We start from the raw sequence: 14963 nt of genomic DNA, 5'->3' as shown, positions 1-14963 counted from the left end.
ATGGTCGCGGCGCTCCACCCGGACCTGTTCCGGACGCTGCTGGGCCGCCACGCGGCGGGCGTGGTGATCGTGACGGCTGCCGTGGCCGGCCGGGGCCGGGCCGGGTTCACCGCCACGTCCTTCACCTCCGTGTCGCTGGAGCCACCGCTGGTGTCGTTCTGCATTGATCATGGTTCGTCGTCCTGGCCGGTGGTGGGCGAGGCGGAGCACCTCGGCATCCACTTCCTCGCGCGAACCGACCACCACATCGCCCGCGCCTTCGCCGCACGGGGCGCCGACCGGTTCTCGAACGCCCGCTGGCAGGCGGGGCCGCACGGTGTGCCCGTTTTGAGCGACCCGGACACCGTCCTGGTCTGCCGGACCGAACAGCGGGTGACCGCCGGCGACCATGTGATCGTCCTGGCGGAGCCTCTGGTGGCCCTCTGCCGCGGCGAACGGGGAACACCCCTCATCTACCACATGGGCCGCTACCTGTCCGCCGACCCGACGGCCCAACGCGGCTGGTCCCCACCGTCCACACCACCGGACGGGACCGCACTACTTGAAGGCCGCCACGTTGCGGAGCGCCCATTCGGCGAAGGTGCGGGGTGATTGGCCGAGGATCCGCTCGACGTCGGGGCTGACCTGCTGTTCCGCGGCCTTCGGGGTGCCCAGGATCCCGAGGGTGGACTCCACGACCGGCTCCGGCATGAACCGCAGCATCTGAGCCCGGGCCTCCGCGCGGCTCTGCTCGACGAACCGGACCGGTTCCCCCAGCGCCTCGCCGATCAGCGTGGTCTGCCGGCGAGGGGAGACCGGCGCCGGTCCGGTCAGCACGTACGCCTTGCCGACGTGACCGGCGCCCAGCAACACCGCCGCCGCGACCTCGGCGATGTCTACCGGATCGACGGTGGGCAGTGCGACGTCGCCGAAAGGCGCGGCGACCGTCCGCCGCGTGCGGATCGTTTCCGACCACTGCAACGTGTTGGAGTGGAACCCCCCTGGCCGCAGCAGGGTCCAGTCGAGGTCCGACCGCGTCAGCGGGTCCTCCAGCGTCGAGGGGTGGCTTCCCGTGGCCACGCCCTGGGAGGACAGCAGGACGATCCGGCGAACTCCCGCCGCCTTCGCGACCTCAAGGACGTCGCCGACGTCGCCACCGGCCGTCACGAAGTCGCCCGAGGTCAGCAGGAACAGCGCCGCGGCGCCGTCGAGCGCGGGCGTGAGGCTCTCCGGCCGAGCCAGGTCGGCCCGGTGATGGCGTACTCCGGCCGGCGCCTGCCGCGGTGAGATGTTCCGCGACACCGCGGTCACCTGTGCACCGGCCTCGGCCAGCGCGCGCACGAGTGGCTGTCCGACGTTTCCGGTGGCTCCCGTCACCACGATCATGTTCACTCCCAGTCAGTCGATGTCCGTGGACTCGAAGGAAGCTACTAGGGCGGAGATAGTAGGTACCTAGAGGAAAGTAATGAGATGAAGGGCCTGTTGTGACCAACGACACACTTCCGACGGCTGGAATACGACGGCGGGGAAGACGCCAGGCAACCGGCTCGCGACCGTCGAACGTGAGCCCCCGAAGTGAGCCCTCCTCAGCGAGCCCTCCGAAGTGATGCGCGCAGGCTCTGACAGGGCGGGCGGGTCAGGCCGAGGGGTGGGCGGACGGTGGTGAGAGGGGGAGGGGCCCGGCGTCGATGACGGCGTCGAGCAGGTCGCGCGAGGCCCGCAACTCCTCGATGGCGTGAGCGATGCGTTCACGCTGGTGCCGCAGGTTGTCGACGGTCTCCGGGCAGAGGGGCACCAGGTCCCCGGCCCTGACGCGTACGCAGGGCAGCACCTGGGCGATGGTCTCGGTGTTGAGCCCGGCGGCCAGCAGGCGTCGAATGCGCTGGACGGTGTCGATGTCCGATTCCTGGTAGTAGCGGTAGCCGCTGGCCGCCCGCTCCGGCCACAGCAGGCCCTGCTGCTCGTAGTAGCGCAGCAACCGCTCGTGCACCCCGGTCCGACGCGACAACTCCCCGATCCGCACGACGTCCCTCCCTTGACTCTGACATGGATGTCAGAGCTTAACGTCCACCGCATGAAAGGACCATTCGCGGTACTCGCCGCCCTGTGTGTGAGCATCTTCGTGGTCGGCACCGCCGAGTACCTGGCCGCCGGGCTGCTCCCCCAGATCGGCTCCGACCTGGGGGTCTCGGTCGCCGCCGCCGGGCAGGTGGTGACCGCCTACGCGCTCGGCTCGGTGATCGCCGGGCCGCTGGTGGCGATCGCCACCGTACGACTGCCGCGCAAGGGGCTCATGCTCGCCCTGATGGCGCTCTTCGCGGCGGGCAGCGTGGTGAGCGCGCTGGCGCCGAACTTCCCGATGCTGCTGGCCGGACGGGTCATCTCGTCGATCGGGCATGCCACGTTCTTCGCGCTGGCGCTGATCGTGGCCACCGGCGTGGCCCGTCCCGGGCAGACCGGCTCGGCGATCGCCGCCGTGGCCTCCGGGCTGACCGTGGCCGGTCTGCTCGGCGTGCCGCTCGGTTCGGCGCTCGGCCAAGGGCTGGACTGGCGGTTCCCCTTCGCCGCGCTGGCCGTGCTGGCGCTGGCGTGCCTGGCGCTGCTGGCGTTCGTGCTGCCGCGGGTCGCGCCGCGGCCCACGAGCGCCGCGGCGGAGCTTTCCGTGCTGGCCAAGCGGCCGGTGCTGGTGTGCATCGCCACCACGGCCGTGGGCTTCGCCGGGGTCGGGGTGGTGTTCACGTACGTGGCGCCGATGCTGATCCAGGTGAGCGGGTTCACCCCGTCCATGGTCTCGTGGCTGCTGCTGGCGTACGGGGCGGGCAGCCTGCTGGGCAACCTCGTCGCCGGGCGGCTCGCCGATCGGTCGGTCGGCGCGACGCTGCGGGGTGTCTTCGCGTGCCTGACGGCGCTACTCGCCGTGCTGCCGCTGGCCGTCGTGCACAAGCCGACGGCGGCGGCAGCGGTGCTGGCGCTCGGGCTGCTGGCCACCGCGACCGTCGCTCCGCTGCAGTCCCTGATCCTGACACGCGCGGGCGCCGCCCCGACCCTGGCGGTCACGGCCAACGTGGCCGCGTTCATGCTGGCGCACGCGATGGGCTCGGTGATCGGCGCGGGTGTCGTCACCGCCGCGGGACTGCGCTGGACGGGCCTGGCCGGGGCCGTGCTCAGCGCCGCCGGGCTGCTGCTGTCGTACCTGGCCGTGCCCCGGCGCCCCGCCGCCGCGCCACCGGTGGAGCGTCCGGCCGCGTCGGTGTCCGGCCCTGGCGGCTGATCTCACAGGGCCGGGCACTGGCCACCTGATCCGCGGACGCGGGTGACCGTGTGGGAGGATCACGGCGATGGGTCCGTTCTCGGTGGTGCGGTGGGTGCGCGCGGCCAGTTTCGCCGCCACGTGCGCCGCCCTGGCCACGCTCGGGCACCTGGCCGGTGGAGGGTCCTTCGACCCGGACGCGGCACTGGGCGGCTTCCTGCTCCTCCTGCTGCCGGCGCTGGCTCTCACCGGACGCGAACGCACCCTCGCCTCCATCCTCCCCGCGACGGCCGCGTCGCAGGTGATCCTGCACACCCTCCTCACGCTGAGCGCGGAGCGGCAGGCGGCGACGTCGTCGGCGGTGGCGGCGGCGGCGGCGCATCATGCGGAAACGGCCGCGATGACGGGGACGGGCGGCACAGGAGGCATGAGCGGCATGGACGGCATGGTCCATGTGCATGCCTCCGCGTTCCCCGGCTTCGGGATGTTGCTGGTGCACGCGGCGAGCGTGCTGCTCACCTCCGTGTGGCTGCGCTGGCTGGAGGCGGCCCTGTGCGCGCTGGTGCGGCAACTGGCCGGATGGGTGCTGCGCCCGCTGCTGGTGCTGTGCTTCCTCGCGGCCGGACCGGTCCCCGCCCGGCCGCGGCCGATCACGCGTGCCCGCCGGGACGAGGGCGGGCGCGTCCGGCTGTTCCTCAGGTACGTCCTCGTGCTCCGCGGACCGCCTGCGGCCCGGCCCGCGGTGGCCGCGTGATCCGGTGAATCCGAGCCTGCCCGGCGGGCTCGGCCGTACGTCCGCGCCGATGCCCTGACAAGCAACGCTGTCAAACAACGCTGACAGACGACGCTGACAGACGACGCTGATCGTCAGCGCTAGGTCATCAGCGCTTGGTCGTCAGCGCCGCGTCGCTGCCCCGGCGTCGTTTCGCCGTGATCATCTTCGCCCTGCGGGTCCTCGCCGCCGCCGCACCGGTCGTCTGCTGACCGTTCTGCCGGCGTGCGCACGTTCGATCGGATTCGACCCACAGAGAGCGCACACGCATGACCTCTTCCCGTCTCACCATCGCCATGGCCGCCCTCGTGGCCGTGACCGCCACCGGATGCGGTGCCGGTGGCGGTGCCGGTGCCGGCTCCGGCGGTCCTGCGGGCGCGGCCACCGGCCTCGCCGCCTCGGCCCCCGCCCGGACCGACTACCCCCTGACCTTCGACAACTGCGGCATGCGGGTCACCTTCGCCAGGCCGCCCCAGCGCGTGCTGATCCTCAACGGCACCAGCGTCGGCGAGGTGGAGAGCTTCATCCTGCTGGGCCTGGAGAAGACCGTCCTGGCCAACGTCCAGAGCCACCGAGTTGCAGGGCATCATGTTCTGGCTGATGGGCAGCGTGGCCGGGGCGTCCTGGCCCGACCTGGGCGTTCCCGCGCTGCTCATCGTCTTCTGCATGGTCTGGCTGGCGGTGCGGGCCCGCGCGCTCAACGCGCTGGCGGCGGGCGAGGAGGCGGCCATCGCCATCGGCGTGCCGGTGGCCGTCCTGCGGATCGAGCTGCTGGTCGCCGGGTCGCTGCTGACGGCCACCGTGGTCGGCGTCGTCGGCGGCATCGGGTTCATCGGGCTGATGGTCCCGCACATGGTGCGGTTCGTCGTCGGCGCCGACCACCGCCGCGTGCTGCCCGTCTCGCTGCTGGCCGGGGCGCTGTTCCTGGTGCTGGTGGATCTGGCGGCCCGCGTCGCCGACCGGCCGAACGAGCTGCCGGTCGGGATCTTCACCACCGGGCTGGGCGTGCCGTTCTTCCTGTGGCTGCTGCGCCGCCGCGCGAGGGGAGGCGGCGATGCGTCTTGACCTCGCGGGTGTCAGCGCCCGCATCGACGACCGTCCCATCGTGGACGGCGTCGCCCTGACCGCGGGGCCGGGTGAGTTCGTCGCGCTGGTGGGCCCCAACGGCAGCGGCAAGTCCACGCTGCTGCGTACCGTCTACCGGTCGCTGCGGCCGTCGGCGGGCGTCGTCCGGCTCGACGGGCAGGACCTGTGGCGCATGCGGCCCCGCCAGGCCGCCCGCCACCGCGCGATCCTTCCCCAGCACGGTCAGGCGCCCGAGGGGTTCTCCGCGGCCGAGATCGTCGCCACCGGCCGCCACAGCCGCAAACGCCCGCTCGACCGCGACACCGCCACCGACCGGGCGGCGGTCGTCACCGCTCTTGAGAGGGTCGGCATGGAGTGGGCCGCCGACCGGCTGATGACCACCCTGTCCGGCGGCGAACGGCAGCGCGTGCTCCTCGCCCGCGCGCTGGCGCAGGAGGCGCCGCTGTTGATCCTCGACGAGCCCACCAACCATCTGGACGTCGGCTCCCAGCTCCTTCTCCTGGACCTGATCCGCTCGTTCGGGCTCACGCTGCTGGCCGCCCTGCACGACCTCGACCAGGCCGCCGCCTACGCCGACCAGGTCGTCGTGCTCCGCGAGGGCCGCGTCGCCGGGCACGGCCCGCCCCTGGAGGTGCTGACCCCGGCCTTCATCGAGGAGGTCTTCGGCGTACGCGCCCATGTCGGCCCGCACCCCATCACCGGGCGCCCGCACATCGCCGTGGCGTCGTCCCGGCCACCGGGCGCGAACCCGGCCGGTACGGCACCCGGGTATCCCCGTTGATCGTGGACGGTTCCTGCCCGATTCCGCCGTCGTTCACCGTTCCGCCCGATCGTGATCTTACGATCCTGCTTGTCAGACGTGGTGTGAACGTTCACCGCCGGGAGAGCCCTGCGGACGTTCTGTCCGCGTCCGATCGCGTTCGTCATCAGCTTCGACCTGGTTCACGCGGGCCCGCAGTCCGGGCCCGCGTGTCATCACGGGCTCCGCTCCACGGAGTCCCCTCATACCTCTCGCGTCAGGAGATTTGCCATGCCCGGATTGCGCAGCCTCGTCGTGAAGGCGGCCACGGTCGCCGTCGCCGCCGCGGCCACCATGTCGGCCCTCACCGCTCCCTCGTCCGCGGTCGACTTCGGGACCCACGGCTACCAGCTCAAGAACCAGCAGACCGGCAAGTGCCTGCGGCCGCTGAACAGCAGCACCGGCTACGCCTCGATCGTGCAGGCGACGTGCACCAAGCTCATGACCGACCAGCAGTGGGTGTTCGAGGAGATCCAGCCGGAGTCCGAGCCGAGCAGGTACCGCCTCAAGAACCGCTGGAGCGGCCTGTGCATGGCCGTCGTCGAGGCCAGCGGCGCGGCCGGCGCGCGCATCGTCCAGTCGACGTGCAGCACCTCGTTCAATGCCAACCAGACGTGGACGATCGAGTCGTACCACTTCATCAACCAGAACAGCAGGCTGTGCATCCAGGTGTCGGCAGGCGGGGAGGAGAACAGCGTCGCCGTGCAGCAGCCCGTTAGCTGGGACCAGAGACTGCAGAAGCTCAGCTTCCTCGACGTCGGCTACTGACGGCCTCCGCCCAGGAGCCGGACCTCCGCACCACCGTCCGGCTCCTGGGCGGGCCGGTCGGGCCCGGCTTGCGCCATAGTCAGATAGTCGGTATATATCGACAATATGAAGAACAGGTCGATGCAGGAACCGACGTTCCTGATCCTGACGGCCCTGGCGGCCGGGCCGCAGCACGGCTACGGCATCATCACCGACGTCCTGGAGATCTCCGGCGAGCGGGTGCGGCTGCGCGCCGGCACCCTGTACGCCGCGCTCGACCGGCTCCAGGGCGAGCGCCTGATCGAGACCGACCGCGAGGAGGTCGTCGACGGCCGGGCCCGCCGCTACTACCGGCTCACCGCCGACGGCGCGGCCCGGCTGTCCGCCGAGGCCGACCGGCTGCGCAGGAACGCCGACACCGCCGCCGCCCGGCTGCGCCGCGACCCCGCCAGGCGCCTCTCCCTCGGCGGCGCCTCGTGACCACGCTCGAACGGCGCTACCGCCGGCTGCTGACCTGGTATCCGAAGGACCACCGGGCGCTGCACGAGGAGGAGATGCTGGCCGTGCTGCTGGCGGCCTCGCCTCCCGGCCGCAGCCGCCCGTCCGTGCGGGACGCGTTCGACCTGGTACGCGGCGGCCTGGCGATCCGGCTGCGCCGCATCGCGTCACCCGGCTCGCGGCGACGCTGGTCGTCCGCCGTCGGCCTGGCAACCCTCCTCGCGCCTCTCACGCTGTGCGGCGCCCAGGTGTTCCGCACCGCCTGGTACATCGAACCGTTCACCTTCGACCAGGCCCTCCCCCTGGTGGTGAACGCCCTGCCGTACGCGCTGGTCACCCTGCTGGTGTGGCTGGGCCGGCGATGGGCGGCGATCGCCTGCGCGTGGGCCGTGGCGGCGTACGTCGTGACAAAGCTGGCGGCCCTCCCCGCGGGGACCATCGTGCTGGGCGACGTGCTTCTCGTCTACGGGACGCCGTGGATCCCCGGGGGCACGCTGCTGCCCGCCCTTCCGGAGCTTCTCTGCGCGGCGCTGCTGACCCTCGCGCCGTCGTACCGTCCCGGCCCCGCGGGGTCGCGGCGGATCCTGGCCGGGGCGGTCGGGTTGCCGGTCGCGGGCGTCGTGGCCGGCCTGCTGCCCGGGGTGGCCGGGCCCGTCCTGATGGCGGCCGCCCTGGGCACGGTGGCGGTGCCGGTCCTGCGCTCCTCTGTGGGCCGCAGGACGGCTGCCCTCCTGTCGCCGTTCATCGCCGTCGCCGTCACTCCGTTCTGGTTCACCGAGGTGGTCAGCCTGACGGCCGTCACCGTTGCGACGGCGGCGCTGCTCGGCGGCGCGGCCTGGCTGACCCGCACCGCGAAACCCGCCTGACGCGAGGACGGTTACTCGGGCCAGTCGGAGTTCTTGATCACCTCGACGAAGTCGCCCCGATGGAAGCCGGGGACGTAGTGGGCCAGCACATCGGCCTTGACGTTGCCGAACGTCGTCTCCGGACGGTCCTTGACGCCCTCCGTGAACGCGGCGAGGATCCGGTTCTTGAAGTCGAACCGCGGGTGGGCCGCGACCACGGCCGCCCGCTGCTCGTCGGAGACCGCGTGATAGCCGATGCCCAGGACGTCCAGCTCCACGCCACGGGTGACCAGGGCCACCTCGGGGGCCATGTGCAGCGGGATCTCCGGGGTGGTGTGCAGGGCGATCCCCGCCCAGACCCGGTCGGCGGGCTCGCCGGTGATGCCGTGGGCGTTCAGCAGACGGCGGGCCTCGTCCGCGCCGTCGATCTCGAAACGCTGGTCGGTACGGCGGAAGCGCTCGGTCAGCCCCAGGTCGTGGAACATCGCCCCCACGTACAGCAGTTCGGGGTCGAAGGTCAGCCCCAGCTCCCGGCCGCGCAGCGACCCGAACAGGAACACCCGCCGGGAATGGTCGAACAGCAGCGGCGGAGCGGCCTCGCGGACCAACTCGGTCGCCTCTCGTGCCAGGGCGCTGCCCGGGATCCGCACGCCCGCGATCGATTCACTCATCATGTCTGCCTCTCAGGGCTCGCGATCGGTTGACTCCTCCAGGTTCGCCCCGTGCCGTATGCTGGCACCATGTCCATTCCGACACGTAGACCACAGATTCGGACATGACGCATCGGGTTGCCTTCCTGGTGTTCGACGGCGTGACCCTGCTCGACGTCAGCGGGCCTCTGGAGGTGCTGCACCAGGCGGGCCAGTTCGGCCACCCCTACGCGCCGGTCCTGGTCTCCCCTCGCGGCGGCGACGTCCCGGCGGCCTCCGGTCCGACGCTGGCCGCGACGACCGCGGCGGCCGACGCCGGGCCCGTCGACACGCTCGTGGTCGCCGGGGCCGACCACCTCGCCGTGCGCGGCCCCGACGACGACCTGCTGACGGCCGCCCGCGCCCTCGCCGACCAGGCGGCACGGGTCGCCTCTGTCTGCAGCGGCGCCTTCGTCCTCGCCGCGCTCGGCCTGCTCGACGGCCGCCGGGCGACCACCCATTGGCGGCACGCGCAGACCCTCGCCCGCCGCCACCCCCGCGTACGCGTCGAGCCGGACGCCCTCCACGTCCGTGACGGCCGCTACCTGACCTCGGCCGGGATCAGCGCGGGCATCGATCTGGCCCTCGCGCTGGTGGAGCACGACCACGGAGCGAACGTGGCCCGCGACATCGCCCGCGAGCTGGTCGTGTTCATGCAGCGCCCGGGCGGCCAGTCACAGTTCTCGACGGCGCTGGCGACCCCGCCGGCGCGCAGCGACCTGCTCCGTTCGCTGACCGCGTCCGTGCTCGCCGACCCGGCCGCCGACCACAGCCTGCCCGCCATGGCCGCGTACGCCGCCGTCAGCACCAGGCACCTCACCCGGCTGTTCCAGACAGAGCTGAACACCACCCCGGCCCGCTGGGTCGAGCGCGTCCGCCTCGACCACGCCCAGCGACTCCTCCTCAGCGGGCACAGCATCACCTCCGCGGCGCACCACAGCGGCCTCGGCAGCGACGAAACCCTGCGCCGCGCCTTCGCCCGCCACCTCGGCACCACCCCCACCGACTACCGCAGACGCTTCGCCACCACCCACCGGCAGAGCCCGTCACCGCCTCGCCAGCCCGCCGAGCAACGTCAGCACCGGTGACGCCGGCCTACCGGACCGGGCTCCCCTCTCCATGACGCGGTACCGCATCCGCACGAACCTTTCCGTCATCCGCCACATCCAATCCGGCATGACCAAGATTCAGAAGCTCGCCGCCCTGTCCGCACTGCCTGTGGCCGCGGCCCTCGTAGCGTTCCCCGCCCAGGCGGCGGAGCGCCCAAGCTGCCCCGTCCCCACCAAGGCGGAGGCGAAGCGATCGGCCGACTCCGCGATCGACAAGCCGGCCAGGGGCGCCGCCGCCATCGAGGGCGTCCGCGTCAACCACCTCCCGAAGGGCTTCACGTACGGACAGGTCGTCGTCACCAGGCACGACGGCATCACCGAGTACGGCTACCAGTGGTCGGACGACCGCGACGGCACGGACCGCCGGCACCGGTCGCTGTGGGTGCGGGTGGTGTGCTGGCCGAAGGCGAGCACGCCGGCGCAGCTCAAGAACGCGCCGTTCGAGATCGGCACGTTCTCCGGCGACACGAAGACCACGAAGATCGGCAACCGTCAGGTGCTCACCCAGGAGGGCGACGGCGCGCTCGGCCACGGCCGCTACGCGGGCTGGGTCGAGCGCAAGGGTGTGGTCGTCACCGTGATGGCCGCCCAGCCTCTCGTGCCGGAGCTGGCGAAGATCATCAAGGGCATCCGGCTCTGACACTCACGGATCAGCCCGCCGAGGAGCTGGATCCCGTGCAGAATCACGGGTCGAAAATGCTCCGCAAGCTGGGGCTGCGTGACCGTACCCGGCTCGCGCTTTGTCTACGGGAGCCGACCGGCGGATGACCGGTCGTCGCGCGGGCCAGGGGCGCCCGCCGCGTCGAGGAGGCGGGCGCCGAGGGCGCGGACGTGTTCGACGAGTTCGGGCGGCTCGTGCACCTCGAACGGGGCGCCGAGTTGCGCGACCCACGCGGCGAGCGCGTCGAGGGAGTCGGCGCCGGCGTTGACCACGCACGTGTCGTCCGTGGCCGGTTCGACCGCCGCGACGGTGGGCGGCATCCGGGCGGCGACGACGTCGGCGGGCGCGCGCACGGTGAACCGGCCGCGGTAGCGGTACGGATAGGTGGAGATCCCCTCCGACACGTAGCGGGCGAGGTCGCCGCCGGGCGGCTCGCGGGGCGCGAAGCGCGGCCCGTTCGGCGTACGCAGCCGCATCCGGTCGACGCGGAACATCCGCCAGTCACTCCGGCCGGTGTCCCACGCGACCAGGTACCAGCGGCGTCCCGAGCTCACCAGCCGGTGCGGCTCGGCGGTACGGCGGCCCTCGGCGCCGTCGCGGGCGCGGTAGTCGAACCGCAGGCTCTCCCGGTCGCGCACGGCCGTGGCGATCGCGGTGAGCACGGCCGGGTCCACCGCGCCGGACGGGGACCGCAGCGGGACCGTGGCCGAGCGCAGGGCGCCGACGCGCTGCCGCAGCCGGGGCGGCAGCACCTGCTCGAGTTTGACCAGCGCGCGGACCGAGGTCTCCTCGATCCCGGCCACGCCGGAGGCCACGGCGGTGCCGAGTCCGACGGCGACCGCGACGGCCTCGTCGTCGTCGAGCAGCAGCGGCGGGACCCCGGTGCCGGCACCGAGGCGGTATCCGGGCGTCCCGGCGGTGGCGTGCACGAGGTATCCCAGCTCGCGCAGCCGGTCCACGTCGCGGCGGATGGTACGGGCCGAGACGCCCAGCCGCTCGGCGAGCTCCGCCCCCGGCCAGTCTCTGGGCGCCTGCAGCAGCGACAGCAGCCGCAGCAGCCGCGCCGAGGTCTCCAACATGATGGCCATCCTAGGACCGAACCTGTCCTAACCAACGCCTACGTTAGCCGACATGAACGAGAACCCGCAGATCAACCCGTTCCATATCGACGTCCCGCAGGCACAGCTCGACGACCTGCGCGACCGGCTCGCCGCCACCCGCTGGCCGGACGAACTGCCCGGGGTCGGCTGGTCCTACGGCGTCCCTGCCGACTACGCGCGCCGGCTGGCCGACTACTGGCGCACCCGATACGACTGGCGTGTCGCCGAAGCCGAGCTGAACGCGTTCCCGCAGTTCACGACGCACATCGACGGGCAGAACGTGCACTTCCTGCACGTACGCTCGCCCGAGCAGGACGCGCTCCCGCTGATCATCACGCACGGCTGGCCCGGCTCGGTCGCCGAGTTCACGAAGGTCATCGGGCCGCTCACCGACCCCGCCGCGCACGGCGGCGACCCGTCCGACGCGTTCCACGTCGTCGCCCCGTCGATCCCCGGATTCGGCTTCTCCGGGCCGACCACCGAGCCCGGCTGGGACATGGGCCGCGTCACCGGGGCGTGGGCCGAGCTGATGCACCGCCTGGGCTACCAGCGCTACGGCGCGCAGGGCGGTGACACCGGCGCGGTCATCTCACCGATGCTCGGCCGCGCCGACGCCGCGCACGTCGTGGGCGTGCACGTCAACGGCGGGCTCGGCTTCCCCACGGGCGACCCGTCCGAGTTCGAGGGGCTCACCGAGGCCGAGCTGGCCCGGCTCGGCCAGTACCAGGACCAGGACGGCTCGGGCTACGCGGTGATCCAGGCGACCCGGCCGCAGACGCTGGCGTTCGGCCTGCACGACTCTCCCGCCGCGCAGATGGCGTGGATCGCCGAGAAGTTCAAGGAGTGGACCGACCCGGCGCGCGAGCTTCCCGAGGACGCGGTCGACATCGACCAGTTGCTCACCGACATCAGCATCTACTGGTTCACCGGGACCGGCGGGTCCTCGGCCCGCCTCTACAAGGAGTCGCAGGCGTCGTGGGGCTCCGCCGCCGCGTACTCGCCGCTGCCGCACGGTGTCGCCGTCTTCCCCGGTGACCCGGGCGTCCGCCGGATCGCCGAACGCGACCACAAGGTCGTGCACTGGTCGGAGTTCGACCGGGGCGGCCACTTCGCCGCCATGGAGGCGCCCGACCTGCTCGTCGAGGACATCAGGGCCTTCTTCCGTACGGTGCGGTGACGCCTCGGGGCGTCGGCCCGCGCGCGAGGAGTCACGGCGCCGCGTCGCCGTCGTCCTGGTCCGCCTCATCGAGCACTTCCCGCACGGTCCGGGCGAATGCTTCGATACGAATGTCCGTTTTGCGAGTAAGCCACGCCAACGCCGTCCGCGACGACGGAATTCCCGTGATCGGGACGTAAGTCACCCCCGGGTAGCGGTAATGCCGGGCGAATGAGGTGACGGTCAGCTGCACCAGTTCCCCGAGAGCGACGAGCGGAAGCAGTTCGCCCATGGAATGCACGGTCAGCCGGGGGATGAGCCGGCCGCTGGGCGTCCGGGGAGGAATGAAGGCGTCCATCAGCTCCCGGGGAATTTTCGGCATGTACGTCACCTTGACCTCGGCGAGGTCCTCCGCCGTCACGTCGTCGCGGCCGGCGAACGGGTGATCGACGGCCACGGCCAGCATCCGGGCCTCGTCGCTGATCATCGGTCCGATCGTCAGGTCGGACGTACATGCCACCGCGCACTCCATCGCCGAGGGCGCCGCAGAGGCCGGCGCCGACGTCCGGCTGTTGCGGGTCGCCGAGACTGCGCCGGCGCACGTGGTCGACCGCAATCCCGACTGGAGAGCGCACCTGGACGCCACCGCCGACATGCCGCTGGCCACCTTGGACGACCTCGTGTGGGCCGACGGATACGCCGTCGGCACGCCGACCCGGTTCGGCAATGTCGCCGCCCAGCTCAAGAGCTATCTGGACACCACGGGCGGAATCTGGGAGGCCGGCCACCTCGCGGGCAAACCGTTCACGGCGTTCACCAGCACCGGGGAGCGGCACGGCGGGCAGGAGTCGACGCTGCTCGCCCTCTACAACGTGGCCTACCACTGGGGCTCGGTCATCCTGCCCACCGGCTACGTGGACTACGACATCATCCACGCCGCCGGCGGCAATCCCTACGGGATCAGCAACATCTCCGGCGAGGGCGAGCCGACCAAGGAGCAACTGCGCGCCGCGCACTTCCAGGGCGGCCGGCTCGCCCGTGTCGCCGCCGCGCTGACGCCGCTGCGCACGGTGTAGCCGGGACGGGGCATCATGCGCATCGAACCCCGAGGCACCGGAGTGTTCTCGGTCTCCGTGCTCGGGCTCGCACTGAGCGCGTTCGTCATGGGAACGGCCGAATTCGTGCTCACCGGGCTGCTGCCCGACGTGGCGTCCGACCTCAAGGTCTCGCTGCCCGCGGCGGGCATGCTGATCTCCGCCTACGCGCTGACGATCGTCGTCGGCGGCCCGGTCTTCGTGGCGGCCGGCACCCGGCTCCCGCGGCGTTCCCTGCTCCTGGCCGCCGCGGCCGTGTTCGTCGTCGGGAACCTGGTGGGGGCGTTCGCGCCGAACTATCCGGTGCTGATGGCGAGCCGGGTGCTCAGTGCGCTCGGGCAGGGGGCGTTCCTGCCGATCGCGGCGGTGCTCGCCGCGGAGCTGGTCGCCCCGCGGCAGCGATCCCGGGCGATCGCCGTCGTGTTCGCCGGCGGGACCATCGCCAACGTGGTGGGCACTCCGCTGGGCACGATCCTGGGCCAGCAGCTCGGCTGGCGGGCGACGTTCTGGGCCATCGCCGCGCTCGCCGCGGGGGCCCTCGTCCTGAGCCGGATCACCCTGCCCGGCACGCCGCCGCCGGACGTCCCGCCCACCCTGCGGCGCGAGCTGCTCGCCTTCGGCCGGGCGCAGGTCTGGTTCACGCTGGCGATCGGCATGGCGGCCTTCGGCGGCCTGTTCGCCATGCTGACCTACGTCACGCCCCTGCTCACCTCGGTCGGCGGGTTCCCAGGGACCGCGGTCGCGTGGCTGCTGGCGCTGTTCGGGCTCGGGCTCCTGGCCGGGAACACGCTCGGCGGCTGGGCGGGCGGACGCAACCAGGTTCGCGCGCTCGGGGTGGCGCTCGCGGTGCTCGTCGCCGGTCTCGCGGTCCTCGCCGTGGGCGCGGCCGAACCCCTGCTGGCGGCATCGGCACTGACCGTGGTCGGCGCCGCGGCCTTCGCGGTCGTCGCGCCGTTCCTGACCAGGCTCGTCGAGCAGGCCGTCGAGGCGCCGCTGCTGGCCACCGCGGCGGGCGGCTCCGCGCTCAACCTCGGCGCGGCGGTCGGCGCCTACCTGGGCGGCGTGTCGCTGTCCGGGCTGGGCTACGCCGGGCCGCCCGCGATCGGCGCCGTCGTCGCGTCGGCCGGGCTGATCGTCGTGGCCGTCGCCGCGTGGCACGCCCGCCGCGCTCAGGACCG

18 protein-coding genes are annotated in these 14963 nt (G+C 72.5%); 13 read left to right on the top strand and 5 right to left on the bottom strand.

Annotation, left to right across the window (positions count from 1 at the left end; translation table 11 throughout):
• Entirely contained in the window at positions 1-591 is a 591-nt protein-coding gene (locus ABD844_RS04180) for a flavin reductase family protein (RefSeq protein ID WP_344873115.1), read from the top strand.
• On the opposite strand, the gene ABD844_RS04175 is transcribed toward ABD844_RS04180, so the two are convergent.
• Positions 538-1365 carry an NAD(P)H-binding protein gene (locus ABD844_RS04175; RefSeq protein WP_344873113.1) on the bottom strand — a complete coding sequence of 276 codons (828 nt, stop codon included), beginning with the start codon at positions 1363-1365 and terminating at the stop codon, positions 538-540. The genes ABD844_RS04180 and ABD844_RS04175 overlap by 54 nt on opposite strands.
• 250 nt (positions 1366-1615) lie before the next feature.
• Positions 1616-2002: a MerR family transcriptional regulator gene (locus tag ABD844_RS04170; RefSeq protein WP_344873111.1), complete on the bottom strand. Its 387-nt coding sequence runs from the start codon at positions 2000-2002 to the stop codon at positions 1616-1618.
• Positions 2003-2053: 51 nt separating this feature from the next.
• Between ABD844_RS04170 and ABD844_RS04165 the strand changes: the two genes are divergently transcribed.
• The 7 genes from ABD844_RS04165 to ABD844_RS04135 all read left to right on the top strand — a co-directional run bounded on the left by ABD844_RS04165 (position 2054) and on the right by ABD844_RS04135 (position 7997).
• Entirely contained in the window at positions 2054-3250 is a 1197-nt protein-coding gene (locus ABD844_RS04165; protein WP_344873109.1) for an MFS transporter, read from the top strand.
• A 67-nt stretch (positions 3251-3317) separates the two neighbouring features.
• Positions 3318-3983: a hypothetical protein gene (locus tag ABD844_RS04160; protein ID WP_344873107.1), complete on the top strand. Its 666-nt coding sequence runs from the start codon at positions 3318-3320 to the stop codon at positions 3981-3983.
• Positions 3984-4577: 594 nt separating this feature from the next.
• Complete coding sequence (locus ABD844_RS04155) at positions 4578-5066, top strand: iron chelate uptake ABC transporter family permease subunit (protein WP_344873105.1); 489 nt, start codon at positions 4578-4580, stop codon at positions 5064-5066.
• The gene (locus ABD844_RS04150; RefSeq protein WP_344873103.1) at positions 5056-5868 is read left to right on the top strand and encodes an ABC transporter ATP-binding protein; all 813 of its coding nucleotides are present in this window, start codon (positions 5056-5058) and stop codon (positions 5866-5868) included. The genes ABD844_RS04155 and ABD844_RS04150 overlap by 11 nt, the downstream gene beginning before the upstream one ends.
• A gap of 249 nt (positions 5869-6117) precedes the next feature.
• The gene (locus tag ABD844_RS04145; protein WP_344873101.1) at positions 6118-6654 is read left to right on the top strand and encodes an RICIN domain-containing protein; all 537 of its coding nucleotides are present in this window, start codon (positions 6118-6120) and stop codon (positions 6652-6654) included.
• Positions 6655-6759: 105 nt separating this feature from the next.
• Positions 6760-7113, top strand: a complete 354-nt coding sequence (locus ABD844_RS04140; protein ID WP_344873099.1) for a PadR family transcriptional regulator — start codon at positions 6760-6762, stop codon at positions 7111-7113.
• On the top strand, positions 7110-7997 hold the full coding sequence (locus ABD844_RS04135) for a hypothetical protein (RefSeq protein WP_344873097.1): 888 nt from the start codon (positions 7110-7112) through the stop codon (positions 7995-7997). Before ABD844_RS04140 ends, ABD844_RS04135 begins: the two co-directional genes overlap by 4 nt.
• Positions 7998-8008: 11 nt before the next feature.
• Here the strand turns inward: ABD844_RS04135 and ABD844_RS04130 are convergent, their stop codons facing one another.
• Positions 8009-8650, bottom strand: a complete 642-nt coding sequence (locus ABD844_RS04130) for an HD domain-containing protein (RefSeq protein ID WP_344873095.1) — start codon at positions 8648-8650, stop codon at positions 8009-8011.
• 101 nt (positions 8651-8751) lie between these two features.
• Between ABD844_RS04130 and ABD844_RS04125 the strand changes: the two genes are divergently transcribed.
• Entirely contained in the window at positions 8752-9753 is a 1002-nt protein-coding gene (locus ABD844_RS04125; RefSeq protein ID WP_344873093.1) for a GlxA family transcriptional regulator, read from the top strand.
• Positions 9754-9841: 88 nt separating this feature from the next.
• The gene (locus ABD844_RS04120) at positions 9842-10414 is read left to right on the top strand and encodes a hypothetical protein (RefSeq protein ID WP_344873091.1); all 573 of its coding nucleotides are present in this window, start codon (positions 9842-9844) and stop codon (positions 10412-10414) included.
• Between the two features lie 104 nt (positions 10415-10518).
• On the opposite strand, the gene ABD844_RS04115 is transcribed toward ABD844_RS04120, so the two are convergent.
• Positions 10519-11514, bottom strand: coding sequence for a helix-turn-helix transcriptional regulator (locus ABD844_RS04115; protein ID WP_344873089.1), 996 nt, complete (start codon positions 11512-11514; stop codon positions 10519-10521).
• Between the two features lie 52 nt (positions 11515-11566).
• On the opposite strand from ABD844_RS04115, the gene ABD844_RS04110 reads away from it, so the two are divergent.
• On the top strand, positions 11567-12712 hold the full coding sequence (locus ABD844_RS04110; protein WP_344873087.1) for an epoxide hydrolase family protein: 1146 nt from the start codon (positions 11567-11569) through the stop codon (positions 12710-12712).
• Positions 12713-12743: 31 nt separating this feature from the next.
• Here the strand turns inward: ABD844_RS04110 and ABD844_RS04105 are convergent, their stop codons facing one another.
• Positions 12744-13178 (bottom strand): LysR substrate-binding domain-containing protein, encoded by a 435-nt coding sequence (locus ABD844_RS04105; protein WP_344873085.1) that lies wholly within the window; start codon positions 13176-13178, stop codon positions 12744-12746.
• Here ABD844_RS04105 and wrbA point away from each other — a divergent pair.
• Together wrbA and ABD844_RS04095 are read left to right on the top strand one after the other, a co-directional pair.
• The gene (gene wrbA, locus ABD844_RS04100) at positions 13156-13767 is read left to right on the top strand and encodes an NAD(P)H:quinone oxidoreductase (RefSeq protein WP_344873141.1); all 612 of its coding nucleotides are present in this window, start codon (positions 13156-13158) and stop codon (positions 13765-13767) included. The genes ABD844_RS04105 and wrbA overlap by 23 nt on opposite strands.
• 15 nt (positions 13768-13782) lie before the next feature.
• The coding region (locus tag ABD844_RS04095; RefSeq protein ID WP_344873083.1) for an MFS transporter at positions 13783-14963 on the top strand (1181 nt) is incomplete at its 3' end.

The organism is Nonomuraea antimicrobica, assembly GCF_039536965.1.
GTDB lineage: Bacteria > Actinomycetota > Actinomycetes > Streptosporangiales > Streptosporangiaceae > Nonomuraea > Nonomuraea antimicrobica.
This window is presented reverse-complemented; position numbering and strand designations above follow the sequence as displayed.

What these genes read in the sequence shown, in the direction of transcription:
- ABD844_RS04180 (WP_344873115.1), top strand. Translation starts at nt 1, where the DNA reads ATGGTCGCGGCGCTCCACCCGGACCTGTTCCGGACGCTGCTGGGCCGC.
- ABD844_RS04175 (WP_344873113.1), bottom strand. Translation starts at nt 1,365, where the DNA reads ATGATCGTGGTGACGGGAGCCACCGGAAACGTCGGACAGCCACTCGTG.
- ABD844_RS04165 (WP_344873109.1), top strand. Translation starts at nt 2,054, where the DNA reads ATGAAAGGACCATTCGCGGTACTCGCCGCCCTGTGTGTGAGCATCTTC.
- ABD844_RS04160 (WP_344873107.1), top strand. Translation starts at nt 3,318, where the DNA reads ATGGGTCCGTTCTCGGTGGTGCGGTGGGTGCGCGCGGCCAGTTTCGCC.
- ABD844_RS04150 (WP_344873103.1), top strand. Translation starts at nt 5,056, where the DNA reads ATGCGTCTTGACCTCGCGGGTGTCAGCGCCCGCATCGACGACCGTCCC.
- ABD844_RS04145 (WP_344873101.1), top strand. Translation starts at nt 6,118, where the DNA reads ATGCCCGGATTGCGCAGCCTCGTCGTGAAGGCGGCCACGGTCGCCGTC.
- ABD844_RS04140 (WP_344873099.1), top strand. Translation starts at nt 6,760, where the DNA reads ATGAAGAACAGGTCGATGCAGGAACCGACGTTCCTGATCCTGACGGCC.
- ABD844_RS04130 (WP_344873095.1), bottom strand. Translation starts at nt 8,650, where the DNA reads ATGATGAGTGAATCGATCGCGGGCGTGCGGATCCCGGGCAGCGCCCTG.
- ABD844_RS04125 (WP_344873093.1), top strand. Translation starts at nt 8,752, where the DNA reads ATGACGCATCGGGTTGCCTTCCTGGTGTTCGACGGCGTGACCCTGCTC.
- ABD844_RS04120 (WP_344873091.1), top strand. Translation starts at nt 9,842, where the DNA reads ATGACCAAGATTCAGAAGCTCGCCGCCCTGTCCGCACTGCCTGTGGCC.
- ABD844_RS04115 (WP_344873089.1), bottom strand. Translation starts at nt 11,514, where the DNA reads ATGTTGGAGACCTCGGCGCGGCTGCTGCGGCTGCTGTCGCTGCTGCAG.
- ABD844_RS04110 (WP_344873087.1), top strand. Translation starts at nt 11,567, where the DNA reads ATGAACGAGAACCCGCAGATCAACCCGTTCCATATCGACGTCCCGCAG.
- ABD844_RS04105 (WP_344873085.1), bottom strand. Translation starts at nt 13,178, where the DNA reads ATGATCAGCGACGAGGCCCGGATGCTGGCCGTGGCCGTCGATCACCCG.